Here is a 24,081-nt window from a genome sequence, read left to right as displayed (position 1 = left end):
GATCCGCACCGGCAGCCGGGAAGGGAGCGACGTCAGGAACCGATGGGCGCCTATCTCCTGCACCGGTTGTGGCAGTCGGTGGTGACGCTGGTACTCGCCACGGTCGTGGTGTTCGTCGGGATGCGTGCTCTGCCTGGGGATCCGGCCCTCGCCCTCGCCGGCGAGGAACGCGATCCCGCTTCCCTGGCGGCGATCCGGGCGAAGTACGGCCTCGACGACGCGCTTCCCGTGCAGTACTGGCGGTTCGTCGCCAACAGTGTCCGGGGTGATCTCGGTACGTCCATTCGTACCGACACTCCGGTCACCGACATGCTCGCCACGGCGTTGCCGGTCACGCTGGAGCTGTCGATCTTCGCTCTCGCGATCGCGGCCCTGGTGGGCATCGCCGCCGGGGTCGCGGCCGCGGTCCGCCGGGGGAGGTTCACCGAGTGGGTCGCGAACGGCGCGGCCCTTGCCGGGCTGTCGATCCCGAACTTCTGGCTCGGGCTGATCGCGATCCTGTATCTCGCGGTGGCCGTCCGGCTGTTCCCCGCCTCGGGATTCGTTCCCTTCACCGAGGATCCGGTGGCGAACCTCCACCATCTCGTGCTGCCGGCGTTCGTCATCGGCACCGGTCTGGCGGCGGTCATCATGCGACAGACGCGGTCGTCGATGCTGGAGGCGTTGTCGACCGACTACGTACGCACCGCACGGGCGAAGGGGTTGCCCACCCACACGGTCATCATCCGGCACGCGCTGCGGAACAGCCTGATCGTGGTCGTCACGATCGTCGGCCTCCAGTTGGGCGCCCTCATCTCCGGCGCCGTCGTCACCGAACGGATCTTCGGACTGCCGGGCTTCGGCAAGCTCACCATCGACGCCGTGTTCCAGCGCGACTATCCCGTCATCCAGGCGGTCGTGCTGGTCACCGCGACGGCGTACATCGTGATCAACCTCCTGGTCGACCTGCTCTACTCGGTGATCGACCCGCGGATCCGGGTCCGGGGGCGGGAAGGATGAGCGGCGGCGACGTGGCGCTCACCCCGGACGTCCAGCAGGCGGGACCTCGGCCGCCGCGCGGGCGGCGCCTGGTGCGGCGACTAATGCGCAACCCACTGGCGCTCACCGGGTTCGCCGTGCTCACGGTGGCTCTGCTGGGTGCGTTGCTCGCCGGGCTGCTCGCGCCCTACGCCCCGGACGAGACGCACTTCGACGCGGCGTTCACTCCACCTGGCTCGGCCGGGTACCTGCTCGGGACCGACGACCTCGGCCGGGACATCTTCTCCCGCATCCTCTTCGGCCTTCAGTCCTCGCTGCAGGCGAGCGTGCTCGCCGTCGCCGTCGCGCTCGCGGCCGGGGTGCCGTTCGGCCTGGCCGCCGGGTACTCCCCCACCCTCGACGCGGTCATCTCGCGGTTCACCGACCTCGTGCTGGCGTTCCCGTTCCTCATCCTCGCGGTCGGCCTGGCGGCCATTCGCGGGCCGAGTCTCACGAACGCCGCCGTGTCCATCGGGATCGCGCAGATTCCTGGCATGGTGAGAGTCGTGCGCAGCGAGACGCTCCGGCTCAAGTCGCTCGACTTCGTGGCGGCGGCGGTGGTGTCGTCGGCGAGCGACGCGTGGGTGCTGGTCCGGCACATCCTGCCCAACGCGACCTCGGCGATCATCGTGCAGGCGACCGTCGCGATCCCGGTCGCGATCCTCGGCGAGGCGGTGCTGTCCTTCCTCGGCCTGGGCATCCGGCCGCCGCAGCCGAGCCTGGGGACGATGCTGGCCGACGCCCAGCAGTACGCCGCGCGGGCACCGTGGACGGCCATCATCCCCGGGGTGGCGATCATGGTCGTGGCGCTGGCGTTCAACCTCTTCGGAGACGGTCTTCGCGACGCCCTCGACCCGCAGACGTCTGCCAGGAGGGCGAACCGCCGGTGACCGCGTTGCCATCCGTTCCCCCGCCGCCGCCCGCCTCGCCGGCCGACGCGACGAAGGTGCTGACCGTCCGCGACTTCTCCGTCCGCTTCAGCACCGAGGACAGTGTGGTGTCGGCCGTCGACCGGGTGGACCTCGACGTCGGCGCGGGCGAGATCGTCGCCGTGGTGGGTGAGTCGGGCTGCGGCAAGAGCGTCACCGCGCTGGGCCTTGCCGGCCTGCTGCCCTGCACCGCCGAGATCGAGGGGTCGGTCCGGCTCCGCGACCAGGAGCTGGTGGGCGCGCCCGAGCGGGTGCTACGCCCGCTGCGGGGGCGCGACATCGCCTACGTCTTCCAGGAGCCGATGACCTCGCTCAACCCGGTGCTCACCGTCGGCCGGCAGATCACCGAGGTCCTGCACGTGCATCAGAAGCTCAGCCGCGCCGCAGCGCGGGCGCGGGCGGTCGAACTCCTCGCCCTGGTGGGGATTCCTTCCCCCGAACGCCGGGTCGACGAGTATCCACACCAGCTCTCCGGCGGCATGCGGCAGCGGGTGGTGATCGCGATGGCGGTGGCCTGCGACCCGACCCTGCTGGTCGCCGATGAGCCAACGACCGCACTCGACGTGACCGTCCAGGCCGGGATCCTCGACGTGATCCGCGACCTGCGCGACCGGCTCGGCACCTCCGTCCTGCTCATCACCCACGACCTCGGGGTGGTGGCCGACATCGCTGACCGCGTGGTCGTGATGTACGCCGGACGAGTCGTCGAACAGGCGCGGGTCGAGGAACTCTTCGCCCGGCCACGACACCACTACACGACGGCGCTGCTCGGTGCGATCCCGACCGCCCGCCGGGGCGAGGGAGACCATCGGCTCCAGGAGATCCCCGGGCTCGTCCCGGTCCTGGAGGCGCCGCCCGACCGGTGTACGTTCGCCGACCGGTGCCCAGGTGCCGACGACCTCTGCCGGTCCAGCCAGCCCACGCTCGCGGAGTCACCCGGCGCCCGGCACGATCACCAGGTCGCCTGCTGGCATCCCGTTCCTGTGACGGTCCCCGGCCACGAGCAGGCGGAGGCGACGACATGAACCGGGCCACGAGCGAGAAGGGCCAAGTGGGCAACGCGATTCCAGCCGGCAGTGCCGGTTCGGCCGACGGCGCGTTCGTCCTCGAACTCGAGGACCTGGTCATGCACTTCGGCCCGGTCCGTGCCGTCGACGGCGTGTCCCTCACCATCCGCCGCGGCTCGGTCGTCGCCCTCGTCGGTGAGTCCGGGTCGGGCAAGTCCACCGTCGGGCGGTGCGTCGTACGCCTGCTCGAACCCACCTCCGGCACGGTCCGGCTGCACGGGACCGACATCACCGGTCTCAGCCGGCGTGGTCTGCGCCCCCACCGGCGCGACGTCGCGATCGTCTTCCAGGATCCCGCCAGCTCCCTGGACCCACGGCTGTCGGTGGGCGCCATCGTGGGTGAACCGTTGCGTCTCCTGCGGCTCGCGCGGTCGAAAGCCGAGCGTGAGGAGATCACCGCCGAGGCGCTCCGCCGGGTCGGGCTGCGGCCGGAGCTGGCACACCGTTATCCACACGAGTTGTCCGGCGGCCAGCGGCAACGCGTGAGCATCGCCAGGGCTCTGGCGTCCTCACCGTCGCTGCTCGTCGCCGACGAACCCACGAGTGCACTCGACGTGTCGGTCCAGGCGTCCGTGCTCAACCTGCTCACGGACCTGCAACGCGACCTCGGGTTCGCGTGCCTGTTCATCACCCACAACCTCGCAGCCGTTGAGTACCTCGCTGACGACGTGGCCGTGATGTACCTCGGCCAGCTCGTCGAACACGGTCCGAGTGCGGCGATCTTCGCCGCGCCCAGACATCCGTACACCCAGGCGTTGCTCTCGGCGGCGCCCGTGCCAGACCCGGGGCGCCAACGCAGCCGTACCCGCGTCGTCCTGTCCGGTGACATCCCGTCCGCGGTGGATCCGCCGCCGGGGTGCAGGTTCCACACGCGGTGCCCGGTCGCCGTCGCGCGGTGCTCGGTGGAGGTGCCGCCGCTCCGCGAGGTCACGGGGCGCCGGGTCGCCTGCCATCTGGTCGGCGACGACGGGAGCGGCCCGGACATCCGCGACGCCGCGGGCACCGGCACCGGCTCCAGCACCGGCTCCAGCGCCGGATCCGAGAACGCCGCATCCCTACGCCAGGAGGAGTCCCCATGACGTTCACGACCCGACCGACGCTGCGCGGCACGTTCGGCATGGTGGCCGCGACGCACTGGCTCGCCTCCCAGTCGGCGATGGGCGTACTCGAACGTGGCGGCAACGCCTTCGACGCGGCGACCTGTGCCGGTTTCGTGCTCCATGTCGTCGAGCCGCACCTCAACGGTCCCGGCGGCGAGGTGCCGGCCATCGTCGCGACCGCGGACGACCACATTCCGAAAGTGTTGTGCGGGCAGGGTGTCGCCCCCGGCGGTGCGACGATTGCGCACTTCCACGACCTCGGGCTCGACCTGGTGCCGGGTTCCGGGCCGCTGGCGGCGACGATCCCGGGCGCTGTCGACGCGTGGCTGCTACTCCTGCGCGACCACGGCACCTGGCCGCTGCGCGACGTCCTGGAGCCAGCGATCGGCTACGCGAAGGCTGGACATCCGCTCGCCGCCGGGGCCGCCGCGACGGTCGGGTCCGTCGAGGAACTGTTCCGCGAGCACTGGCACACGTCGGCGGAGCTGTGGCTCCAGGGCGGCGAGCTGCCGCAGGCGCATGCGTTGTTCGCCAATCCGGCGTACGCCTCCACTCTCGAACGCCTGGTCGACGAAGCGGAGGCGGCGGGTACGAACCGGGAGGCGCAGATCGAGGGCGCCCGCGACGCGTGGCGGCAGGGCTTCGTGGCGGAGGCGATCGACGTGTTCTCACAGCGGCCGTTCCGGGACTCCAGCGGACGTGACCACAGCGGCCTCGTGACCGGCCACGACCTCGCCACGTGGTCGGCCAACTGGGAGCTCGCCACCACCATGGAGTGGAATGACCTGACCGTCGCGAAGACGCCGGCCTGGGGCCAGGGGCCGGTTCTCCTCCAGGCGTTGGCGATTCTCGATGCGCTGGGTGAACCCGGCGAGCTCGACCTCGGTACCGAACGCGGCGTCCACTTCGTCACCGAGGTGATGAAGCTCGCGATGGCCGACCGGGAGGCGTGGTACGGCGACGTGCTCGACTCCGCGCTTCCTGCCCTGCTGACGAAGCCGTACGCCCGGCAGCGGGCGAGCCTGGTCGGGGCCCTCGCCTCCGACGAGCTCCGCCCCGGCACGCCGCAGGGCCGCACGCCTCGCCTGCCGCAGGCGTACGCGGGACGACGTGGTTCTGGCCAGGACCTCAGCGGCACCATTGGCGAACCGACCGTCGGTGCGACCGGACGTACCCGCGGTGACACCTGCCACGTCGATGTCGTCGACCGGTGGGGCAACATGATCTCGGCGACGCCGAGCGGTGGCTGGCTGCAGAGCTCGCCGACGATTCCCGAGCTCGGCTTCTGCCTTGGTACGCGCGCGCAGATGTTCTGGCTGGAAGAGGGGCTGCCGTCGTCGCTGGCGCCCGGCAAGCGCCCGCGGACCACGCTCTCCCCCACGCTGGTCATGCGGGAAGGTCGTCCGGTCCTCGCCTGCGGCTCACCCGGCGGTGACCAGCAGGACCAGTGGCAACTGCTGTTCCTGCTGCGCCACCTCGCGGGCGGGATGTCGTTGCAGGAGGCGATCGACGCGCCGGCGTGGCATACGGCGAGCTTCCTCGGTTCGTTCTACCCGCGCACGATGGAACCGCGGAGCCTCGTGGTCGAAGACCGGCTCGGCGACTCCGTGATCGCCGGACTCGAACGCCGCGGCCACGTGGTCACCCGCTCCGGCCCGTGGAGTCTCGGCAGGCTGTGCGCGGTGACGCGCGACCCGGACACGGGTGTGGTGGCGGCGGGCGCCAACCCGCGGTCGATGCAGAACTACGCCGTCGGCCGCTGACGCCCCGCCCGCACCACCGGCGCCAGTTGCCGGCGCCGGTTGCCGGCGCCGGTTGCCGGCGCCAGTTGCCGGCGCCAGTTGCCGGTTCACCTGCGGAGGCGGTACTTCAGGTGGGTGACGTCGGCGGTGTCGACGACTCGTACTTTCTCGAGCTCCACCAGGCTGGGTTGCAGCCGGTCGAACAGTCGGACACCCTGGCCGAACAGCACCGGCACCACGTGCACCTGCAGCTCGTCAAGCAGGCCGGCCTCGAGGAACTGCTGCACGGTGGCGGCGCCACCGGCGATGTCCACGTTGCGGTTACCGGCAGCGGTACGGGCCTGATCGAGGGCACTCTCGATGCCGTCCGTGACGAAGGTGAAGGTCGTACCCCCTTGTCTGACGAGGACGGGGCGCGGCCGGTGCGTGAGGACGAACACCGGTGCCTTGAACACCGGGTCCTCACCCCACGGCACCTCACCCGTGTCGAACATCGTCCGGCCCATGACCACCGCGCCCGTCGCGTCGAACCACTCGCCGATGATCTCCGAGCCTCGATTGTGGGCGCCGCCGGCGAGACCCTGCCGCTCCCGCCAGCTCGCCAGTCCGGCGAACCACGCGTGCAGCCATTCGCCGCTGTCGCCCGCCGGGTTGCCCACCCCGGCGTTCGGTCCGGCGATGAACCCGTCCAGCGACATCGCCAGGTCCGCCGTGACTGTGGTCATCGTCTCCTCCTCTGTGCGGTGAACCAGTGTGCGGTGAATCAACGAGCGGCAATCCCGGTGTGGTGAACCCAGGCTCGCTCGGTGCGGACCAGGTGGTCCATCACCAAGAGGTCGGTTCCGCGGCCCGACCCTCGACATCGCCCGGCGGACGAGTGACGGACGAATGAGGTCGTACGCCCGAGGATCCCTCGCGCGACTTCGTCTATGCTGACCTCTGGCGAGCCACCCACGCCGAACCTCCTCAGATCCTCCCCAGCGGGATCGCCTCAGGGGGCAAAGGGGAACCGACCTCGGTGTGGATCATGGTCACCTGTCACCGCGACCATGCCCGACTTCGCTGGGGGAAGCTCGGTGCAGGGTCATCGGAGGAGACAGGCGACATGACCAGAGAATCTGCCTTCAAACAACGCGTTCGCGCCCGGATGGCGAAGACCGGCGAGAGTTACGCCACCGCCCGGGCCCACCTCCACACTCACCAAGCGCAAGCCCAGGTTGACAACCGCTCGGGCGTCCTGCACGTCACCAACGGCGACGCCACGGTGGCGCCCCTGCGCGCTGCCGGGATCGTGGAACCGATCCTGCCGTGGCGCGACGTCCTCCACGAAGGCCCGGTGCCGAGCGGGCTCGCCGACGCCGAACTGCGCAGGGTACGGGCGGAGTTCATCGCCGGCGAGGACTGGGGCGACCTCCCGGACATCCTCCGTGGCTTCGAGGACCGCGACCAGCAGCTCGCCGACCATGCAAACGATCAGCTGGTGTTGTGGTTCGAGGCCGATCTGTACGACCAGCTGCAGCTCATCGAGGTCCTCGCCCGGCTGCGCCGGCTCGGCGTCGCACCTGAGCGGATCTCACTCGTATCAGCGGGCGAGTTTCCCGGAATCGCGCATTTCGGGGGTCTCGGGCAGCTTCAGGCCGCCGATCTTCTTCGGCTCCGCGAGGACGAGATCACCGTCACGCAGGAGGCGCTGGACATCGCCGCCACGGCGTGGGATGCGTTCACCTCACCGAATCCGTCAGGGCTTGCGCGCGTCGCGCGCATCGAGTCGCCGGTCCTGCGCTACCTGGGTGAGGCGTTCGGCCGACTCATGCAGGAGTACCCGGCTCTTACGGATGGGCTTTCCCTTACGCAGCGGCGGATCCTGCTCGCCGTCGAGGACGGCGCCGAGAACGCCGGCGCCGCATTCGCCGAGGTGGGGCGCCGGGAACGCCGACCGTACCTCGGCGACTGGCCCTGTTTCGCGATCATGCGCGGCCTCGCATCGGGGCGTCAACCTCTCCTTGCGCTTGGTGAGGGTGCGGACTTTGCCAGGCGTACGGTCGAGTTGACCGACGCCGGGCACGAGGTCCTCGCCGGGCGTGCCGACCAGCTTGCGTACAACGGCATCGACCGCTGGATCGGTGGCGTCCACCTGACCGACGCCGAGACCGCCTGGCGCTACGACGAACGCCGGGAGATCATCCTGGCCCAGCCTTGACTCGAGGATGGCGCGCTGCTCCACCGGCCACTCGAAACGGGTCGATCACGTCACTGGACAGACCTCAGTCGCTCCGACAGAAACTCGCGCTCGGCGTTGTTCTCGGTCAGTTCCAGCGCCCGTTGGTATGCCTCAGCGGCCTGTGGGAGACGACCGAGTCGTACGAGCAGGTCTGCCTTGACCGCTGGTAGGTACTGGTATCCGGCGAGTTGCCCGGCGCTCTCCAACGCTTCCACCTCTGCCAGCGCAGCCTCCGGACCGGAGACCTTGGACAGGGGGACGGCCCGATTCAACCCGACAACGGGTGACGGCCACACGTCGAGCAGCTTGTCGTAGAGGGCAACGATCTGCGACCAGTCGGTTTCGTCGTACGACGGCGCCTCGGCGTAGAGGGAGGCAATCGCGGCCTGCAGGACATAGCGCCCCGGCTGGCCGCTACGTAGTGCACCGACGATCAGATCGTGGGCTTCGGCGATAGCCGCTCGATCCCACAGCGATCGGTCCTGCTCCTCCAACCGCAACAGCCGTCCGTTCCCGGAAACCCGGGTGAAGCGTCGTGCGTCGATGACCAACAACAGCGCGAGCAGTCCTCGCACCTCCGGCTCGTCGGGCATCAGCTCGCGCAGCATCCGGGTCAGGTGCAGCGCGAGGTCAACCAGATCGGCCTTCACCAACGCCGCTCCGGACGGCGCGGTGTGCCCGGTCGTGAACAGCAGATGGATCACGCCGAGCACCGCCCCCAATCTGTCAGGCAGCTCGGCTGACCGCGGCACGCGATAAGGAATTCGGGCTCCACTGATCTTCTTCTTGGCTCGGGTGATTCGAGCGGCCATCGTCGGCTCGGAAACGAGAAATGCGCGCGCGATTTCCGGCGTCGTCACCCCGCACACCAATCGCAGGGTGAGGGCAACCTGTGCCTCCTGCGCAAGTGCCGGATGGCAACACGTGAAGATCAGGCGCAGCCGTTCATCCGGAACGACGTCTTCTGGATCTTCGCTTTCCCTTTGCAGCTCGTCCATGGCAGTGTCCTCGACCGAGACGTCGGGTTCGACCAGCAACGGCAACTTCGAGCGGAACGTCTGATCCCGCCGGAGGGCGTCCATCGCACGCCGTTTCGCCGCAGTCGTGAGCCAGGCCGCCGGGTTGTTCGGAATGCCCTCGCGAGTCCAGCTCTCCAACGCGGCCGCGTACGCCTCCTGCACGCACTCCTCGGCGAGGTCCAACTCTCGTGCAACGCGCACCGTCGCGGCGACCACAAGGGCCCACTCACGACGGTGCGCGTCGACGATCGCCGATTCGACCGCTGCACGGTCCGTCATTCGGTCGTACGCTCCACGACGCCACCACTGTGAACGGGCCGCACCTCCACTCCGCCACCCTCGCGAATCGCTGGGTTGGTGCCGGCGATTGCCAGGGCCGCGTCCAGATCCGGCGCCTCGATGATGTAGAAGCCGGCAACGATTTCCTTGGAATCGATGAACGGGCCATCGGTGATCGAGTCGGCACGAATCGACGTCGCCATGTCCCGAGGGGTCAAGGCGTAGGCCATCACCATCGAGTTCGCGGCCACCAACTCCTGTGCGTGCTGGTCACAGGACCCGGTGTCAGCAGGCGTGGCCTCCGGAGCGTGGGCGGAGTCGTTCGCGTAGATCAGAACCGCGTACTGAGCCATGGCGGCTCTCCTTCCAGCAGGTGCGCTTGGTCCGTACGCCTCTACGTCGGACGACTGACGTGGATTCGACAAACTGTAGGAGAATACGTCGAGAGTCACGTTGCGTTGCCACCGGATCGCGAGTGGTTACGGAGCCTGCGCGGTGATGGCATCGGTGAGCAGGTCGAGATGGCCCGTGTGGCACGCAGTCTCCTCGAGCATGTGCACCATGACCCAGCGAAGTGTCACGGGGCCCTTACCGAACGAGGGGCGGGGCGCGGTGGTGTCGAGTGTGGGAAGTCGGCTGGCGACCTGACGACTACGGGCGCAGGCCGCCCGGTACAGCGCGGAAAGCTCCTCGACTGTGTCGCTTTCCGCCGACTCGAAGGCCCACCGCGGCTGGGTGTCAATCGGCGCAGACGCCCACGGCTCAGGAAGTTCGCCTCCTCCGATCCGTGCAATGAACCAGTGATCCTCCATGTGCGCGAGATGCTTCACGACCCCACCGGGCGTCAGGTCTGTAGCCGGCAAACTCTTCGTTCGCGCCTGCGCGTCCGAGAGCCGTTCGAGTCGCGAGAGTGCCCGGCGACGATACTGATCGAGGAACTGGCCGAGCGTCGTGCGCTCATCGGCGTCGAGCTCTGGGTACATAAGCAGGGCTCCGCGTGGCGTTCAGGGGTGGGGTTTGCTGGCGATCACCCACTGGTAGGTCACATGGCCGCCATGCCAGGTGACGATCTCGTCGGTCAGGAGGGTGAGTCCGGTGTCGAGGAGCATGCGACGGTTGGTTGCGGCCCCGTAGCTGCTGCTGACCATCGGTGCACCAAGCATGTCATGGATGACGTCATGGTCTCGGTGGCCGAGGCTGGCGAGGAGGTGGCCGCCGGGTCGCAGCCACTCCGCGATGCGCTGGAGCAGGTCTGCGTGCTGGGTACGCGGGACGTGGGGAATCGAGTAGAAGGCGGTCACCAGGTCGAAGCTGGCGGGCGCGAATGTGACCGTGGACATGCTGGACTTGATGAACCGGGCCTTGGGAACGTTGCGGCGGGCCAGTTCGAGCTGGGCGGCGGATATGTCGACTCCTACTGCGTCACCGCGTTCGGCGAGCAAGGCCGTGCAGGGCACACCGGCTCCGCAACCGAGATCGAGAGCGGCAGGCCGAGTCGGAAAGAGCGTCAGGACATCGTTGAGGTAACGCAGGCGCGGGTCGTCCTCGACCTGGTTGATCCAGTCCAGATACCGCGCAGCGATCTCGTCATAGCCGGCTTCGACGACTTCCTCGGAGTTGGGTCCCATCGGCCCGACGCTAACCGGGATCGCACCGATCGCCGATGGATTTTCCGTCCGGTTGCAGAGGATCAGGACTCTGCGCAGACCTCGACCAGGTGGTCGACCACATCGTCGATCGGCAGGTCGATCCGCTCGCTGGTTCGCCGGTCCTTGATCTCGACCTTGCCGTCGACGATCCTGCGACCGCAGGTCACGATCGTGGGTATGCCGATCAGGTCGGCGTCGTTGAACTTCTCTCCCGGGCTGGCCGCGCGCCGGTCGTCGAGCAGCACCCGGATGCCCTTCGCATCCAGGTCGGCGGCAAGTCGTTCGGCCACCTCGAACGGTGCGTCGGTCTTGCCGGTCGCCACGATGTGCACGTCGGCCGGGCTGATCTCGCGCGGCCAGATGAGCCCCTTGGCATCGTGGTTGTTCTCCGCGATCGCCGCGAGCGCCCGGCTGACGCCGAGGCCGTAGCACCCCATCGTGACGACGACCTGCTTGCCGTGCTCGTCGAGGACTTTGAGGTCGAGCGCCTCGGCGTACTTGGTCCCGAGCGCGAAGATGTGCCCGATCTCGATCCCGCGGGCCATCGCCAGCGGCCTGCCGCACCGTGGACACGGATCGCCCGCGCGGACCTCGGCGGCGAGGACGGTGCCGTCGCCGTCGAAGTCGCGACCGGCAACGAGATCGACCACGTGCTTGTCGGGTTCGTTGGCGCCGGTGACCCAGCGGGTGCCCGGGACCACGCGTGGGTCGAGCAGGTAACGCACCTTGGCGGTCTTGGTCTCGCCCAGCGCCTCCGGTCCGATGTAGCCCCGGACCAGCCCAGGGTAGGCGGCGAAGTCCTCGTCCGTCGCCGCGGCGAGGGCGGACGGATAGACCTGGGCGCCGAGCCGCTTCTCGTCGACGTCGCGGTCGCCCGGGACGCCGACCGCGAGCAGCTCGGAGTCACCGCCGGGGTGGACGACCTTGACGATGACGTTCTTCAACGTGTCGGACGCCTGCCACGGCCGGTCCTCCCGCCGCAGGTGCGGCTGGGAGTTGAGGTAGTCGACGAGCGAGTCGATCGTCGGCGTGTCGGGAGTGTCCTCGACGTGGGCGGCGGGCGCGTCGGCGTAGGCGAGGGCCTCAGGCACCGGGACGCCGACGGCCTCTGTGTTGCTCGCGTAGTCGCACGAGGTGCACCGGACGTAGGTGTCCTCGCCCACCTCGCACGGCGACAGGAACTCCTCGCTGAGCGAGCCACCCATCGCCCCCGACATGGCCGAGACGATGACGTAGTCGAGGCCGAGCCGGTCGAAGGTCTGCTGGTAGGCCACACGATGCTTGTCGTACGACGTCTGCAGCCCCGCGTCGTCGATGTCGAACGAATAGGAGTCCTTCATCGAGAACTCCCGCCCGCGCAGGATCCCGGCCCGGGGCCGCGCCTCGTCGCGGAACTTCCACTGGATCTGGTAGATCGACAGCGGAAGGTCTTTGTAGGACGAGTAGAGGTCCTTCACCAGCAGGGTGAAGATCTCCTCATGGGTCGGGCCGAGCAGCATGTCGTTGCCCTTGCGGTCGCGCAGCCGAAAGAGGAGATCGCCGTACTCGGTCCAGCGGCCGGTCCGTTCGTACGGCTCCCGTGGCAGCAGCGCCGGCAGGTGGATCTCCTGAAAGCCAGCGGCGTCCATCTCCTCCCGCACGATCCGCTCGACGTTGAGGTAGGTACGCCAGCCGAGCGGCAGCCAGGAGTAGATGCCCGGCGCAGTCCGGCGGATGTAGCCTGCGCGCACCAGCAGTCGGTGGCTCGGTACCTCGGCGTCCGCCGGATCCTCGCGTAGCGTGCGAAGGAACAGCGTCGACATCCGCAGGATCACGGCATTTTCCCCTCAGTGGGCTCATGGCGTCATCGCCATGTGACAGATCCTGCCGAGGATACCGACACCATGGCGGCAGCACGCCACGGGTTTCCCTCGTGCCGCACCCAGAGGACTGCGCTGGGAGCTCGCTGACACCGGGTTAGGGCGTGTCGGCGGGTCTCGGCATCCAGGCTGGGATGAGCTCCCGATCACGGGGGTACTTCTCGAGATCCTCCAGATAGTCCTCATCGAGGACACCGGTGAGGTTGGGCTTGGAGTCGTAGTCGAAGTCGACGCCGAACTTCCCGCTGCTGTCCATCTGGAACCGGGCCTTGTACCAAGCTCCCTTGCCGGGTTCGTACATCTCGCCGCGAAGCTCCGTGAAGAGGGGATAGAGCTCGTCGGGCACCTCGAAGGCAACCAAGTCCCCACCCGCTGCCGTGTAGGCGCAGGCGAAGCGGGACGAGAAGTCGATCATCTCGCACTCGACGTCCACAGACTCCCACTCGTCCGGGAGTTCATCGACGAGCGCCTGGCCGATTGCCTGAAAGAGCTCGCCGTGACCGTTGTGGTCCGCCACCAACCCTCATCCTCTCAGCGGTTCGCGAACACTTGCGTCACCGTACGCGAACCTCCGTTTGGCTCGGTGACGGTATGGGTCACTTTGAACCAATCAGGCCGTTCCCCGTCGCCCTGGTACTTCGGGACGATCTTAACGTCCACCTGGTTGCCGGCGAGCAGCTCGCGTTCCCATTGGTCCTCCATAGCCTGCCAGCGACCGCCACTGTTGAGTCGTCCGGTCATCGGGACCATGTTGATGCCTTCACCGGCGCCACCGAACCGGGTTCCGAACAGGTGACCACCGTGGTCACCAGGGCGCCCCACGCCGGTTCCCGCCATCTGCTGCTGGCGCCGGTGCCGCGAGCCCTTGTTCAAGACCAACCGCCCTTCGGCACGGCTGACTCGCCCGCGCCCGTCGGTCATGTAGACGTAGTTGCTGCCCGCACGCGGGTTGTAGACGTGATGGATCTCGTTGGGCTTCCACCGGTTGTGGATTCTCCTGTGCTGCCGGTAGCGCATGATGTTCGGATTCCAGTTGCGGGAGCGCCCCGCGCCCTCCACATGCACTCTGGGCCGATGCCCAGACATCTTCTCCAGCTTCCGCACGATCGCGCGTGCGATCTTGGTAGATCCGCGCGCCCCGCCTCGCACCCGTGCCACAACAGGCCCTCCCGTCATCGGGTCTGCGGACAATTTATGCTAAGAAGGCGATCACGTGAAACTTGTTCACAGGGTTGCGGTACCGAAACGATCACGCCTTGGTTACCCTCGTAGAAGCCATGACGAGGCCGGCATGGCTGGTGTCGCACACGATCGGGGGTACTGCGATGGCGGACGTCAGCGCGAGCGATTTCGACCGGCTCTTCAGCGAGTCACTCGCCGCCCTGCGACCGATCGTCGAGCAGGACGACGAGAGTGACGAACGTACAGAACAGGTCCGCGGAGTCGGTGAAGCGCTCGACGGCCACGTCCGGGTCACCGCGAAGCCCGGCGGGCGGCTCGAGTCGGTCGAGCTGAACCCGCGGGCGCTGCGCTCGGACTCCGCATCGCTTGCCGAGGCATTCCTGACCGCCGCGAACGCCGCGCTGGAAGATCTCCAACAGCGCCTTTCCGCCGCACTGCCTGACGTACCCGACCAGCAACAGCTGATGGAACGCCTGCAGGAGTTCCAGAACCAGTCAGTGGCCCAGATGCAGCGTTACCTGACCGCCATCGCCGACGTGCAGGACCGGCTCGACCGGGATGACAGGGGCTAGCCATGGCAGGAGAAAAGGTCGACGTCGGCTGGACGCAACTCAACCGTGCGGCTGGCGACGTCGACGAGGTGGCACAGCGACTCGGCCGCGAACTACGGGCGACCCAGGATGAGATCGCCGGCTACGGCCAACCCTGGGGCGGCGACGAGCTCGGCATGCTGATCGGTGCGACGCACGACGCGGTGTCGGAGCTCGCGTTCGAGAAGCTCGGCGAGCTCCAGGAGGACCTCGTTTCGCACGCCGAGGCGCTCGACGGTGTGGCGGCCACCTACCGCGACAACGAGACGGCCGGGCAGGAGATGTTCAACCAGGTGGGCAACGGCCTGGACGCCGTCTGATCGGGCGCCCGGCGATTTGACAAGGGGGTAGGCACAAGTGGGACTCCAGCTTCCGGGTGAGCTGGTCGGCGTGCTGGGCATGATCGGCATCAACTGGCCCGAGGCCGATGAGGAGAAGCTGTTCAAGATGGGCCAGACCTGGCTCGAGTTCTCCGGCAACCTCGGGGGCATCTCCACCGACGCCGAGAAGGCCGCGCTCCAGGTGTGGACGGGTCACGAGGGTCCAGCGGTCGAAGCGTTCAAGCAGATGTGGGACGAGCACGGTGGCACCAGGAATCTCGACATCGCGTCGAACGCCGGCATGGGGTTCGGTCTCGGGCTCTTCCTCTACGCAGCGATCGTGCTGGTGCTGAAGATCAACGCCATGATCCAGCTGGTGATCCTCGCCATCGCGATCGCCCAGGCGATCGCCACCGCCGTGGCGACATTCGGCGCCTCACTTGTGCAGATCCCGATCTTCCGCCAGATCACCAAGACGATCATCGAGACCCTGCTCGAGTCGGCGATCTGGCAGGTCATCGGCTGAGTCCGGTCAGCTGGTCGGGCGGCGAGCAGCGACCAGCCGGCGCACCCTCCGCCCTCCGTGCTTCTGCACAAGCAGGGTGAGAACACCGGCCAGCACGATGGCGCTCATGTTGATCGCCAGCTGGCTCGCCGAGCCGGCCATCTCCGCGCCGTCGGCGAACGCCAGCGCCAGCGCGAAGTTGCCGACCGCGGGCACCGTCGTGACCGAGATGAAGACGCCGACCAGCGCACCGGACTTCGCCGACGTGAGCGACAGGATGCCCGCGGTGCCGGCGATGAACGCCACGACGAACGACCACCGGTCAGGCGTCCAGATGAACCCGGTGAACGGGCGTGGCTGGGCGAGGACCGAGCTGTCGATCCACCCGAACCACGCCGCGAGCAGACAGGCAGAAGCCGTGACGAGGACGGCCGTGACGAGGCCAACGACGAGCGTGACCAGGGACGTACGGATCAGCGCGAACCGCCGATGGACGATGCCCACGGCGACACCGGCGAGCGGCCCGAACTCCGGCCCGACGACCATCGCGCCCACGACGAGGATGGCCGAGTCGAGGATGACCGCGATCGCCGCGAGGGTCGCCGCGATGGAGAGGAACCACACGAAGGTCTTCGACAGAGCGGCGTCGGACTCGGTGCGTTCGACCACCTCCTCCCAGATCACCGCGTCGGCGCCTTCGCCGGGTGCGGCCCGTTCGGCACGGTCGGCGGCAACGGACACGATGGTGTCGATGGGTTCGAGGGCGATCGCGCCGGAGACGTCGATGCCGATGCCCCGAAGCGCCTGGAGGACCTCCTCGACCGACTCACGCGCCAGGTCGGCGGCGATCAGGTCGCCCTCCGGCCGCAGCGAGGCCGCGGGAACCACGGACAGGCTCGCGACACCGGCGCAGCTGTCCAGCAACCCCACGACCTCAGTGGTGAGCGCCGGCGGTGACGTCACCCGCAGATGTAGCACGCGGGCCATCGTAGGGCGACGATCCCAACCTCAGCGGGCCGCCTTGCCGCCGTCCGGTGCCGAGGATGCCAGAGGATGCCAGCCCAGCAAGCTAATTACCGATCGGCGGCCCGTAGCCCCCACCGGCGGGGGTCTCGACGACGAGAACGTCGCCTGGGCCCGCGTCGACGGAGTCCGCTCCGGCCATCTCCACCACGGTCCCGTCCGCCCGCTCGAGCCGGTTGCGTCCGAGGGCGCCTGGCTCTCCGCCCTTCAGACCGTACGGAGCAACCCGACGGTGGCTCGACAAGGTGCTCACCGTGACCGCCTCGGTGAACCGCAGTCGCCTGACCGCCCCGTCGCCGCCGCGCCAGCGACCGGCACCGCCGCTTCCCCGGCGGATCGCGAAGCTCTCCACCAGCACGGGGAACCGCCACTCGAGCACCTCGGGATCGGTCAGGCGCGAATTGGTCATGTGCGTCTGCACGACCGGCGCCCCGTCGAAGCCGTCGCCCGCGCCCGACCCGGACGCGACCGTCTCGTAGTACTGGTGCCGCTCGTTGCCGAAGGTCACGTTGTTCATCGTTCCCGAGCCCTCCGCCTGGATGCCGAGCGCTGCGTAGAGCGCGCCGGTGACCGCCTGGGACGTCTCGACATTGCCGGCGACGACCGCGGCCGGGAACTCCGGAGCGAGCATCGAACCGTCCGGCACGACGATGCGCAGCGGCCGCAGGCAGCCGTCGTTGAGCGGGATGTCGTCGTCGACGAGAGTACGGAAGACGTAGAGGACCGCCGCCTTCGCCACCGACGCGGGCGCGTTGAAGTTCGTGTCGAGTTGGGCCGTCGTCCCGGTGAAGTCGATGGTCGCCTCCCGGTTCGACCGGTCGACGGAGACCTTCACCCTGATCAGAGCGCCCGAGTCCATCTCGTAGGCGTACTCGCCGCCGTCGAGGGTGTCGATGACCTTCCGGACCGACTCCTCCGCGTTGTCCTGCACGTGTCGCATGTACGCCTGTACGACGTCCAGTCCCACGTGGTCGATCATCGCGCGCACCTCCTGGACACCCTTCTCGCTGGCGGCGATCTGGGCACGGAGGTCGGCGATGTTGGTGTCGGGACTACGCGAGGGATAGGGCGCCTCGGTGAGCAGCCGGCGCGTCTCCTCCTCACGGAACCGCGGCCGTCCGTTGTCACCCTCACCGTCGACCAGCAGCCAGTTGTCGAAGAGCACACCCTCCTCGTCGACCGTCCGGCTCAATGCGGGCATCGAACCTGGAGTCAGCCCACCGATCTCGGCGTGGTGGCCGCGTGAGGCGACGTAGAACAGCACGCGACTGCCCCCAGGAGAGGCCGCCGTGTCGTAGACCGGCGTCACGACCGTGACGTCGGGCAGGTGCGTGCCGCCGTGGTACGGATCGTTGACGGCGTAGATGTCGCCCGGCTTCATCTTCTCGCCACGACGGGCGATGACCTCCTGCACGCTCGCGCCCATCGAGCCCAGGTGGACCGGCATGTGCGGCGCGTTGGCGATGAGGTTGCCGTCGGGGTCGAAGAGTGCGCAGGAGAAGTCCAGGCGTTCCTTGATGTTGACCGACTGCGCGGTCGACTCCAGGCGGGCGCCCATCTGTTCGGCGATGTTCATGAAGAGGTTGTTGAAGATCTCCAGCAGCACCGGGTCGACGGCGGTGTCGAGTTCCTCGTCCTCGACCGGCGCCCGGACGCGTTCCACCTTCAGATGGCCGTGGTCGGTGACGGTGGCGGCCCAGCCTTCGTCGACCACCGTGGTCGCGTTGGCCTCGGCGATGATCGCGGGCCCGGTCACCGTGTCGGTCGTACGAAGATGCTCCCTGCGGTGCAGCGGAGCGTCGAGCCAGCGGTCGCCTGCGTACATCCGGATGGTGTCAACCTGGTCTTGCACGGGCCCGGAGTCGTCGTCGCGCACGTGCGAGAGATCGGGCTGCTCGGTGAGACCGACGGCCTCGACCGACACCGCCTCCACGGTGAGCGGTTGGTCCATGAGATAGGTGTAGGTACGCCGGTAGCTGGCTTCGAACTCCGCCACCATCTCGTCCACGTTGGCGAGCGTCACCGGTAGTGCGGTGTCGGTGCCCTCGTAGCGCAGGTGGGCCCGGCGGAGGAGCCGCAGCCGGTCCGGTCGTACGCCTTCGTCCAGCAGTTCGTCGCTGGCGGCGTCGGCCAAACTGTCGGCGACTTCCGCAAGGCGCGGCAGCACGGCGTGGTCGAGCCGAGACTCGACCGACTGTTCCCGCATCGTCGTCGTGTCGGCAAGGCCGATCCCCAACGCCGACAGGACTCCCGCCATCGGAGGTACGAGCACCGTGTGGATGCCGAGTGAGTCCGCTACCGCGCACGCGTGCTGCGCGCCCGCCCCGCCGAACGTCGTCAGCACGTACTCGGTGACGTCGTGGCCCTTCTGGACCGAGATCTTCTTGACCGCGTTGGCCATGTTGGCGACGGCGATCCGCAGGTAGCCCTCGGCGACCTGCTCGGGGCTGCGGTCGTCGCCGGTCTGGGTCGAGATCTGCTTGGCGAGTTCGGCGAACCGCTGCTGCACGACGGCCACGTCGAGCGGCTGGTCGCCGTTCGGGCCGAAGACCTGTGGGAAGTACGCCGGCTGGATCCGGCCGAGCATGACGTTGGCGTCGGTGACGGTGAGCGGGCCACCGGCGCGGTAGGACGCCGGACCGGGATCGGCGCCGGCAGAGTCGGGCCCCACCCGGTAACGGGCGCCGTCGAAGTGCAGGATCGACCCACCGCCGGCCGCGACAGTGTGGATGTCGAGCATCGGCGAACGCAGCCGGACACCGGCGATCATCGTGGTGGAGACGCGTTCGTAGGTGCCGGCGTAGTGCGACACGTCGGTCGACGTGCCGCCCATGTCGAAGCCGATCACCTTCTCGTAGCCGGCGAGCCGCGACATCCGCACCATGCCGACGATGCCGCCTGCCGGGCCGGACAGGATCGCGTCCTTGCCGCGGAAATGCCCCGCCTCTGCCAGGCCGCCGTTGGACTGCATGAACATCAGGCGTACGCCCGCGAGCTGGCGTGCGGTCTCGTCGACGTAGGTCCGCAGCCCTGGCGAGAGGTACGCGTCGACCACAGTCGTGTCACCGCGCGGCACCACCCGCATCAGCGGGCTCACCTCGGCCGACGACGACACCTGACCGAAGCCGATCCGCTCGGCCAGCTTGGCGATCTCCTGCTCGTGCTGGGGGTAGAGATGGCTGTGCAGGCAGACGATCGCGACGGCGCCGATGCCATCGTCGTACGCCTGTCGCAGCGGTCCAGCGAGATCGTCAAGGTCAGGTTGACGCAGGACGGCTCCGTCGGCGGCGATCCGCTCGTCGACCTCGATCACGCGTTCGTAGAGCAGGTCGGGCAGCTCGATGTGCCGGTCGAAGATGCGCGGGCGGTTCTGGTAGCCGATCCGCAGCGCGTCGGCGAATCCCTTGGTGATGACGAGAACGGTGCGCTCTCCGGTGCGCTCGAGCAGGGAGTTCGTCGCGACCGTCGTCCCCATCCGGACCGACTCGACCAGCTCCGCGGGCACCTGTTCGCCCGGGCCCAGGTCCAGCAGCCGGCGAACCCCCTCCACCGCGGCGTCGGCATAGCGCGCCGGGTTGTCCGAAAGGAGTTTGTGGGTACGCAACGAACCGTCCGGACGGCGTGCGACCACGTCGGTGAACGTGCCGCCCCGGTCGATCCAGAACTGCCAGGCGCCGCGCTCCATGTCAGGCCCCCTTCGTGCGTTCGGAGTAAGCGTCGAGCAGCTGGGCCAGCGCGTCGTCGAGATAGCGCCCGAGCAGCCGTTCGGCCACCTTGCCCTTGCCGGCTTCCAGAGCGCCGAGGATCTCGACGTTGCGGGCGAGGTACGGCTCGTGGAACCGGCGCGGGTCGGCCATCGCGTGGAAGACGAGACGAAGCTCGGCAAGGAGGCCGCGCATGATCTCGTCGATGCGGGCGCTGCCGGCAAGAGCGCCGACCGCCTGGTGGAAGCGGATGTTCGCCGTCCCGAGGTCCTGCCATCCGCGACGGCGCGCGGCCGCACGTCCCGCCTTGACCGCGTCCCGCAACGCGCCGAGGTCCGGCGATGGCGAGCCGACCGTGCGGACCGCCGCGCACTCCAACAGCCGGCGTAGCTGGAACAGGTCGACCACGTCCTCGACCGACAGCTGACGGACGAACACGCCTCGGTTCATCTCGTGCACCAGCAGGCGTTCGTGCGTCAGCAGCCTGAACGCCTCGCGCAGGGTGTTGCGGGAGACGCCGAGCGCGCGGCCGATCTCGTCTTCGGGCAGACGGTCGCCGGGCGGGAAGAAGCCCTCCGCAATCCGGTCGCGGAGGATGTCGGCAACCCGGCCCGCGGTGCTGGTCCGTCCCAGCAGAGCCCGATCGCCTTCGAGTCCGGACCCGACCGCGACCCTCGCCGCCATGAACATCCTCCGCCATGGATCTTGTGGAATCGTTCAACAATCCTTACGGTGAACCATAGCATCGAGCGATACGTCACGCAGCAATCCACCTCGCGCCGGCGTCGCAACGTGGCCCACCGACGCGGGGACTCCTGCTCACCTCATCCTCATTGTGAGGTCACCCATGACGTCGCCATCAGCACAGACTCTCGTTCCCGAAGACGACCGCGCCTTCGCGTGGTTCCGCACACTCGGCCCGCGCGGACGGCGCGCGTTCGTCGGCGCGTTCGGCGGCTGGGGACTCGACTCCTACGACTTCCAGATCCTCCCGCTCGCGCTCGCCGCCATGACCGCCGCGCTGGGACTGACCACCGGACAGGCGGGTCTGCTCGCCACGGTCACCCTCGTCGTGTCGGCCGTGGGCGGCGCGGTGGCCGGCGTTCTCGCCGACCGCATCGGGCGCACCCGCATGCTCGTCATCACCGTCGCGACGTACGCCTTCTTCACCGTCGCGTGCGGGTTCGCACCGAACTACGAGACCCTGTTGGTGTTCCGCGCCCTGCAGGGGTTCGGCTTCGGGGGTGAATGGGCGACCGGTGCCATCCTGGTCGCGGAGTACGCCCGGTCCCCTCACCGCGGCCAGGTCCTGGGCTGGATCCAGAGTGCCTGGGCGGTCGGCTGGGGCCTCGCCGTCATCGCCTACACCGTGGTGTTCTCCCTGGTGTCAGAAGACCTCGCCTGGCGGGTGCTCTTCTGGACCGGCGCGATGCCGGCGCTGCTGATCCTCTATCTCCGGCGCAGCGTCACCGACGCACCTGTCGCCACAGAGCGGCGGCGCGGCACGACCGCCGGTTCGTTCTCCGCGATCTTCCGCGGCAGGTTGGCCTCCACGACGTTCTTCGCAGCTCTCCTCGCCACCGGTGTGCAGGGCGGCTACTACACGCTCGCCACCTGGCTGCCGACCTACCTGAAGAACGAGCGGGAGCTCACGGTGGTCGGCACCGGCGGCTACATGGCGTTCCTCATCTCCGGCGCGTTCGCCGGTTATCTCACCGGCGGATACCTCACCGACCGGCTCGGCCGGAAGCGCACGTTCACGTTGTTCGCGGCGCTGTCCGGTGTGCTGCTGCTGGCCTACACCCAGATCCCGACTGGCGCGAACACTCTCGTGCTGGTCCTCGGATTCCCGTTGGGGTTCAGTGCGTCAGCCATCTTCAGCGGGTTCGGTGCGTTCCTCGCAGAGCTCTACCCCACGCAACTCCGCGGCACCGGACAGGGCTTCACCTACAACTTCGGCCGCGCGATGGGCGCGTTCTTCCCGGCGGCGGTCGGGTTCCTGGCGGCGAGCGTCGGCCTCGGAGGCGCGATGACCTTCGGGGCGGCGGCGTACGCCATCGCCGTGCTCGCGCTGCTCGGGCTGCCCGAAACCCGTGGCCGCGAACTCACCTGACGGGCCGGGGTCAGCTGACAGGCCAACCTCCTCTGACAGGCCCACCTTCTCCAACAGATCGGAAAGGGACCGCCATGTCCACCATGGCTTCCACACCGGCGAGCGCCCGAAACGCCCCTGTCGCGGGCGCCGCCCTCGCCGAGCTCAGCCCCGACACGACGGGGATGGCCTACATCCCGCCGGCCCGGGCGAGAGCGCTGTTCCGGAAGGGGACCGTCGCGCCGACCGCAGGATGGTCGGCCGGCTTCGCCCAGGCCAACCTGATCGCGGTGCCGTCGGACTGGGCGTACGACGTCCTCCTCTTCGCGCAGCGCAACGAGCGAGCATGCCCCGTGCTCGACGTCACCGATCCGGGGTTGGCCCGGACCGAGCTGGCGCCTGGCGCGGACCTGCGTACCGACCTTCCGGCGTACCGCATCTGGCGTGACGGCTCCCTCGTCGACGAACCAGGCGAGGTGGGGCGCTACTGGCGACCGGATCTCGTGGCCTTCCTCATCGGCTCGAGCTTCACCTTCGAGGCGGCGCTACGCACGGCAGGACTGCCCCTGCGCCACGTCGAGGAGGGTCGCAACGTCCCGATGTACGTCACGACTCACCCCTGCCGGCCGGCCGGTCAGCTGCGTGGGCCGCTTGTCGTGACCATGCGGCCGATCCCGTCGGATCTGGTCGCCACCGCGGTGCGGGTCACGGCCGCGATGCCGGATGCTCACGGCGCGCCGGTCGCGGTCGGCAATCCGGAGGCACTCGGCATCGCCGACCTCGGACGGCCGGACTTCGGTGACGCCGTGACGATCCGGGAGGACGAGGTGCCGGTGTTCTGGGCCTGCGGAACGACACCCCAGGCGGCAGTCATGTCCTCGTGTCCGCCGTTCGCGATCACCCATGCACCGGGCCACATGTTCGTGACCGACATTCCCGACACCGCCTACCGCTACACCTGACCGCCGACGCATCCGCCGCCCGTGGGCCGCTATGTAGTACATGTTCGTACTACACTTGGCCCATGAGCGAGGTGCCGGTGCGAGCCCTCAACCAGGACACTGCCAGCGTCCTGGCCAGGGTCAAACGGGGCGAGGAGATCGACATCACCGAGCGGGGCGTGGTCATTGCCCGCGTGGTGCCGGCCGCCGCCGAACCACTGCGCCGACTCGCCGCAACCGGGAAGCTCCGGTTGCCGACCGCGACCGGGCCGATACCCCGCCCGCGAGGACCAGTCAGGACCGATCATGAGGGTGGCCGGCTGGTCAGCGAGCTACGCGACGACGAACGTTACTGATGATCTACCTCGACACCGCGGCGCTGATCAAACTCATCAGGCCAGAGCAGGAAAGCGATGCCCTGGTGGACTGGCTGGAACAACGGCGACCTGAACCTCTCGTGGCATCGGCTCTTGTCGAGGTCGAGGTGCCGAGAGCCTTACGCCGGAGCGAGCCGGAGCTCCTCAGCGCGGCACCGGCCGTGCTTTCGCGCATCGCGCTGTACGACCTCGACGACCTCGTACGCGCCACCGCGGCGGCGTACCAGGACTCCACCCTCCGGTCACTCGACGCCATCCATCTGGCGACCGCCTCCGCCGTCTTCGGCGACGAGCTGACAGCTTTCGTCACCTACGACAAGCGGCTGCTCGCCGCGGCCAAGTCCATCGGACTCCCCATCGCGCATCCCGGCGCCTGACGGCGGTCCGGATCGTCACCCGGCCGGTCGCGACGGCCTCGGCGACCACCTCGAACCGGGGACCGGGAACCGGGGATCAGTCTGCGAC

Annotated in this window: 24 protein-coding genes; 13 read left to right on the top strand and 11 right to left on the bottom strand. The window is 68.6% G+C overall.

All coding sequences use genetic code 11. From position 1 onward, the window contains the following. Positions 1 to 42: 42 nt before the first annotated feature. The 5 genes from ABNF93_RS05110 to ABNF93_RS05090 are packed head-to-tail and all read left to right on the top strand — an operon-like array spanning position 43 to position 5,876. Positions 43 to 999, top strand: a complete 957-nt coding sequence (locus ABNF93_RS05110) for an ABC transporter permease (RefSeq protein WP_349326353.1) — start codon at positions 43 to 45, stop codon at positions 997 to 999. Beyond that, entirely contained in the window at positions 996 to 1,907 is a 912-nt protein-coding gene (locus ABNF93_RS05105; protein ID WP_349326352.1) for an ABC transporter permease, read from the top strand. Before ABNF93_RS05110 ends, ABNF93_RS05105 begins: the two co-directional genes overlap by 4 nt. Then, entirely contained in the window at positions 1,904 to 2,971 is a 1,068-nt protein-coding gene (locus ABNF93_RS05100) for an ABC transporter ATP-binding protein (RefSeq protein WP_349326351.1), read from the top strand. Before ABNF93_RS05105 ends, ABNF93_RS05100 begins: the two co-directional genes overlap by 4 nt. Then, complete coding sequence (locus ABNF93_RS05095) at positions 2,968 to 4,092, top strand: ABC transporter ATP-binding protein (protein ID WP_349326350.1); 1,125 nt, start codon at positions 2,968 to 2,970, stop codon at positions 4,090 to 4,092. The genes ABNF93_RS05100 and ABNF93_RS05095 overlap by 4 nt, the downstream gene beginning before the upstream one ends. After that, positions 4,089 to 5,876 (top strand): gamma-glutamyltransferase family protein, encoded by a 1,788-nt coding sequence (locus tag ABNF93_RS05090; RefSeq protein ID WP_349326349.1) that lies wholly within the window; start codon positions 4,089 to 4,091, stop codon positions 5,874 to 5,876. Before ABNF93_RS05095 ends, ABNF93_RS05090 begins: the two co-directional genes overlap by 4 nt. An 86-nt stretch (positions 5,877 to 5,962) precedes the next feature. Here ABNF93_RS05090 and ABNF93_RS05085 read toward each other — a convergent pair whose 3' ends face one another. Further along, a complete protein-coding gene (locus ABNF93_RS05085) occupies positions 5,963 to 6,580 on the bottom strand; it encodes a dihydrofolate reductase family protein (protein ID WP_349326348.1) in 618 nt (205 codons plus the stop codon). Between the two features lie 380 nt (positions 6,581 to 6,960). Here ABNF93_RS05085 and ABNF93_RS05080 point away from each other — a divergent pair, with 380 nt between their 5' ends. Further along, positions 6,961 to 8,055 carry a DUF1835 domain-containing protein gene (locus ABNF93_RS05080; protein ID WP_349326347.1) on the top strand — a complete coding sequence of 365 codons (1,095 nt, stop codon included), beginning with the start codon at positions 6,961 to 6,963 and terminating at the stop codon, positions 8,053 to 8,055. A 50-nt stretch (positions 8,056 to 8,105) separates the two neighbouring features. On the opposite strand, the gene ABNF93_RS05075 is transcribed toward ABNF93_RS05080, so the two are convergent. The 7 genes from ABNF93_RS05075 to ABNF93_RS05045 form a co-directional block, all read right to left on the bottom strand. Beyond that, complete coding sequence (locus ABNF93_RS05075) at positions 8,106 to 9,374, bottom strand: RNA polymerase sigma factor (RefSeq protein WP_349326346.1); 1,269 nt, start codon at positions 9,372 to 9,374, stop codon at positions 8,106 to 8,108. Further along, entirely contained in the window at positions 9,371 to 9,727 is a 357-nt protein-coding gene (locus ABNF93_RS05070) for a YciI family protein (RefSeq protein ID WP_349326345.1), read from the bottom strand. Before ABNF93_RS05070 ends, ABNF93_RS05075 begins: the two co-directional genes overlap by 4 nt. 126 nt (positions 9,728 to 9,853) lie before the next feature. Further along, positions 9,854 to 10,357 carry a DinB family protein gene (locus ABNF93_RS05065; protein ID WP_349326344.1) on the bottom strand — a complete coding sequence of 168 codons (504 nt, stop codon included), beginning with the start codon at positions 10,355 to 10,357 and terminating at the stop codon, positions 9,854 to 9,856. A gap of 21 nt (positions 10,358 to 10,378) precedes the next feature. Beyond that, positions 10,379 to 11,002 carry a class I SAM-dependent methyltransferase gene (locus tag ABNF93_RS05060; RefSeq protein WP_349326343.1) on the bottom strand — a complete coding sequence of 208 codons (624 nt, stop codon included), beginning with the start codon at positions 11,000 to 11,002 and terminating at the stop codon, positions 10,379 to 10,381. A 62-nt stretch (positions 11,003 to 11,064) separates the two neighbouring features. After that, positions 11,065 to 12,837 carry a proline--tRNA ligase gene (locus ABNF93_RS05055; RefSeq protein WP_349326342.1) on the bottom strand — a complete coding sequence of 591 codons (1,773 nt, stop codon included), beginning with the start codon at positions 12,835 to 12,837 and terminating at the stop codon, positions 11,065 to 11,067. Between the two features lie 142 nt (positions 12,838 to 12,979). Further along, entirely contained in the window at positions 12,980 to 13,399 is a 420-nt protein-coding gene (locus ABNF93_RS05050; RefSeq protein ID WP_349326341.1) for an immunity protein YezG family protein, read from the bottom strand. Between the two features lie 14 nt (positions 13,400 to 13,413). Beyond that, positions 13,414 to 13,986, bottom strand: a complete 573-nt coding sequence (locus ABNF93_RS05045; protein WP_349326340.1) for a DNA/RNA non-specific endonuclease — start codon at positions 13,984 to 13,986, stop codon at positions 13,414 to 13,416. Positions 13,987 to 14,159: 173 nt separating this feature from the next. Here ABNF93_RS05045 and ABNF93_RS05040 point away from each other — a divergent pair, with 173 nt between their 5' ends. The 3 genes from ABNF93_RS05040 to ABNF93_RS05030 are packed head-to-tail and all read left to right on the top strand — an operon-like array spanning position 14,160 to position 15,500. Then, on the top strand, positions 14,160 to 14,636 hold the full coding sequence (locus ABNF93_RS05040; protein WP_349326339.1) for a YbaB/EbfC family nucleoid-associated protein: 477 nt from the start codon (positions 14,160 to 14,162) through the stop codon (positions 14,634 to 14,636). Positions 14,637 to 14,638: 2 nt separating this feature from the next. After that, entirely contained in the window at positions 14,639 to 14,974 is a 336-nt protein-coding gene (locus tag ABNF93_RS05035; protein WP_349326338.1) for a WXG100 family type VII secretion target, read from the top strand. Between the two features lie 37 nt (positions 14,975 to 15,011). Next, the gene (locus tag ABNF93_RS05030) at positions 15,012 to 15,500 is read left to right on the top strand and encodes a WXG100-like domain-containing protein (protein ID WP_349326337.1); all 489 of its coding nucleotides are present in this window, start codon (positions 15,012 to 15,014) and stop codon (positions 15,498 to 15,500) included. Positions 15,501 to 15,506: 6 nt separating this feature from the next. On the opposite strand, the gene ABNF93_RS05025 is transcribed toward ABNF93_RS05030, so the two are convergent. The 3 genes from ABNF93_RS05025 to ABNF93_RS05015 form a co-directional block, all read right to left on the bottom strand. Continuing rightward, positions 15,507 to 16,457 (bottom strand): DUF389 domain-containing protein, encoded by a 951-nt coding sequence (locus ABNF93_RS05025; protein WP_349326336.1) that lies wholly within the window; start codon positions 16,455 to 16,457, stop codon positions 15,507 to 15,509. Positions 16,458 to 16,548: 91 nt separating this feature from the next. Next, positions 16,549 to 20,187, bottom strand: coding sequence for a hydantoinase B/oxoprolinase family protein (locus ABNF93_RS05020; protein WP_349326335.1), 3,639 nt, complete (start codon positions 20,185 to 20,187; stop codon positions 16,549 to 16,551). Position 20,188: 1 nt separating this feature from the next. Beyond that, positions 20,189 to 20,890: a GntR family transcriptional regulator gene (locus ABNF93_RS05015; protein ID WP_349326334.1), complete on the bottom strand. Its 702-nt coding sequence runs from the start codon at positions 20,888 to 20,890 to the stop codon at positions 20,189 to 20,191. A 163-nt stretch (positions 20,891 to 21,053) separates the two neighbouring features. Here ABNF93_RS05015 and ABNF93_RS05010 point away from each other — a divergent pair, with 163 nt between their 5' ends. The 4 genes from ABNF93_RS05010 (at position 21,054) to ABNF93_RS04995 (ending at position 23,993) form a co-directional block, all read left to right on the top strand. Then, positions 21,054 to 22,319 (top strand): MFS transporter, encoded by a 1,266-nt coding sequence (locus tag ABNF93_RS05010; protein ID WP_349326333.1) that lies wholly within the window; start codon positions 21,054 to 21,056, stop codon positions 22,317 to 22,319. An 83-nt stretch (positions 22,320 to 22,402) separates the two neighbouring features. Then, a complete protein-coding gene (locus tag ABNF93_RS05005; RefSeq protein ID WP_349326332.1) occupies positions 22,403 to 23,260 on the top strand; it encodes a putative hydro-lyase in 858 nt (285 codons plus the stop codon). Positions 23,261 to 23,322: 62 nt separating this feature from the next. Beyond that, on the top strand, positions 23,323 to 23,595 hold the full coding sequence (locus tag ABNF93_RS05000; protein WP_349326331.1) for a type II toxin-antitoxin system Phd/YefM family antitoxin: 273 nt from the start codon (positions 23,323 to 23,325) through the stop codon (positions 23,593 to 23,595). After that, positions 23,595 to 23,993: a type II toxin-antitoxin system VapC family toxin gene (locus ABNF93_RS04995; RefSeq protein ID WP_349326330.1), complete on the top strand. Its 399-nt coding sequence runs from the start codon at positions 23,595 to 23,597 to the stop codon at positions 23,991 to 23,993. The genes ABNF93_RS05000 and ABNF93_RS04995 overlap by 1 nt, the downstream gene beginning before the upstream one ends. The last annotated feature ends 88 nt before the right edge of the window (positions 23,994 to 24,081 follow it).

This window comes from Actinopolymorpha sp. B9G3, from assembly GCF_040120725.1.
GTDB lineage: Bacteria > Actinomycetota > Actinomycetes > Propionibacteriales > Actinopolymorphaceae > Thermasporomyces.
The sequence above is the reverse complement of the archived record's forward strand: the minus strand, read 5'-3'. Positions and strand labels throughout refer to the sequence as shown.

Coding starts and splice junctions, on each gene's coding strand:
- ABNF93_RS05085 (WP_349326348.1), bottom strand. CDS start 6,580: ATGACCACAGTCACGGCGGACCTGGCGATGTCGCTGGACGGGTTCATC.
- ABNF93_RS05110 (WP_349326353.1), top strand. CDS start 43: ATGGGCGCCTATCTCCTGCACCGGTTGTGGCAGTCGGTGGTGACGCTG.
- ABNF93_RS05070 (WP_349326345.1), bottom strand. CDS start 9,727: ATGGCTCAGTACGCGGTTCTGATCTACGCGAACGACTCCGCCCACGCT.
- ABNF93_RS05040 (WP_349326339.1), top strand. CDS start 14,160: ATGACGAGGCCGGCATGGCTGGTGTCGCACACGATCGGGGGTACTGCG.
- ABNF93_RS05010 (WP_349326333.1), top strand. CDS start 21,054: ATGACGTCGCCATCAGCACAGACTCTCGTTCCCGAAGACGACCGCGCC.
- ABNF93_RS05015 (WP_349326334.1), bottom strand. CDS start 20,890: ATGGCGGCGAGGGTCGCGGTCGGGTCCGGACTCGAAGGCGATCGGGCT.
- ABNF93_RS05005 (WP_349326332.1), top strand. CDS start 22,403: ATGGCTTCCACACCGGCGAGCGCCCGAAACGCCCCTGTCGCGGGCGCC.
- ABNF93_RS04995 (WP_349326330.1), top strand. CDS start 23,595: ATGATCTACCTCGACACCGCGGCGCTGATCAAACTCATCAGGCCAGAG.
- ABNF93_RS05095 (WP_349326350.1), top strand. CDS start 2,968: ATGAACCGGGCCACGAGCGAGAAGGGCCAAGTGGGCAACGCGATTCCA.
- ABNF93_RS05000 (WP_349326331.1), top strand. CDS start 23,323: ATGAGCGAGGTGCCGGTGCGAGCCCTCAACCAGGACACTGCCAGCGTC.
- ABNF93_RS05090 (WP_349326349.1), top strand. CDS start 4,089: ATGACGTTCACGACCCGACCGACGCTGCGCGGCACGTTCGGCATGGTG.
- ABNF93_RS05075 (WP_349326346.1), bottom strand. CDS start 9,374: ATGACGGACCGTGCAGCGGTCGAATCGGCGATCGTCGACGCGCACCGT.
- ABNF93_RS05080 (WP_349326347.1), top strand. CDS start 6,961: ATGACCAGAGAATCTGCCTTCAAACAACGCGTTCGCGCCCGGATGGCG.
- ABNF93_RS05020 (WP_349326335.1), bottom strand. CDS start 20,187: ATGGAGCGCGGCGCCTGGCAGTTCTGGATCGACCGGGGCGGCACGTTC.
- ABNF93_RS05065 (WP_349326344.1), bottom strand. CDS start 10,357: ATGTACCCAGAGCTCGACGCCGATGAGCGCACGACGCTCGGCCAGTTC.
- ABNF93_RS05105 (WP_349326352.1), top strand. CDS start 996: ATGAGCGGCGGCGACGTGGCGCTCACCCCGGACGTCCAGCAGGCGGGA.
- ABNF93_RS05035 (WP_349326338.1), top strand. CDS start 14,639: ATGGCAGGAGAAAAGGTCGACGTCGGCTGGACGCAACTCAACCGTGCG.
- ABNF93_RS05060 (WP_349326343.1), bottom strand. CDS start 11,002: ATGGGACCCAACTCCGAGGAAGTCGTCGAAGCCGGCTATGACGAGATC.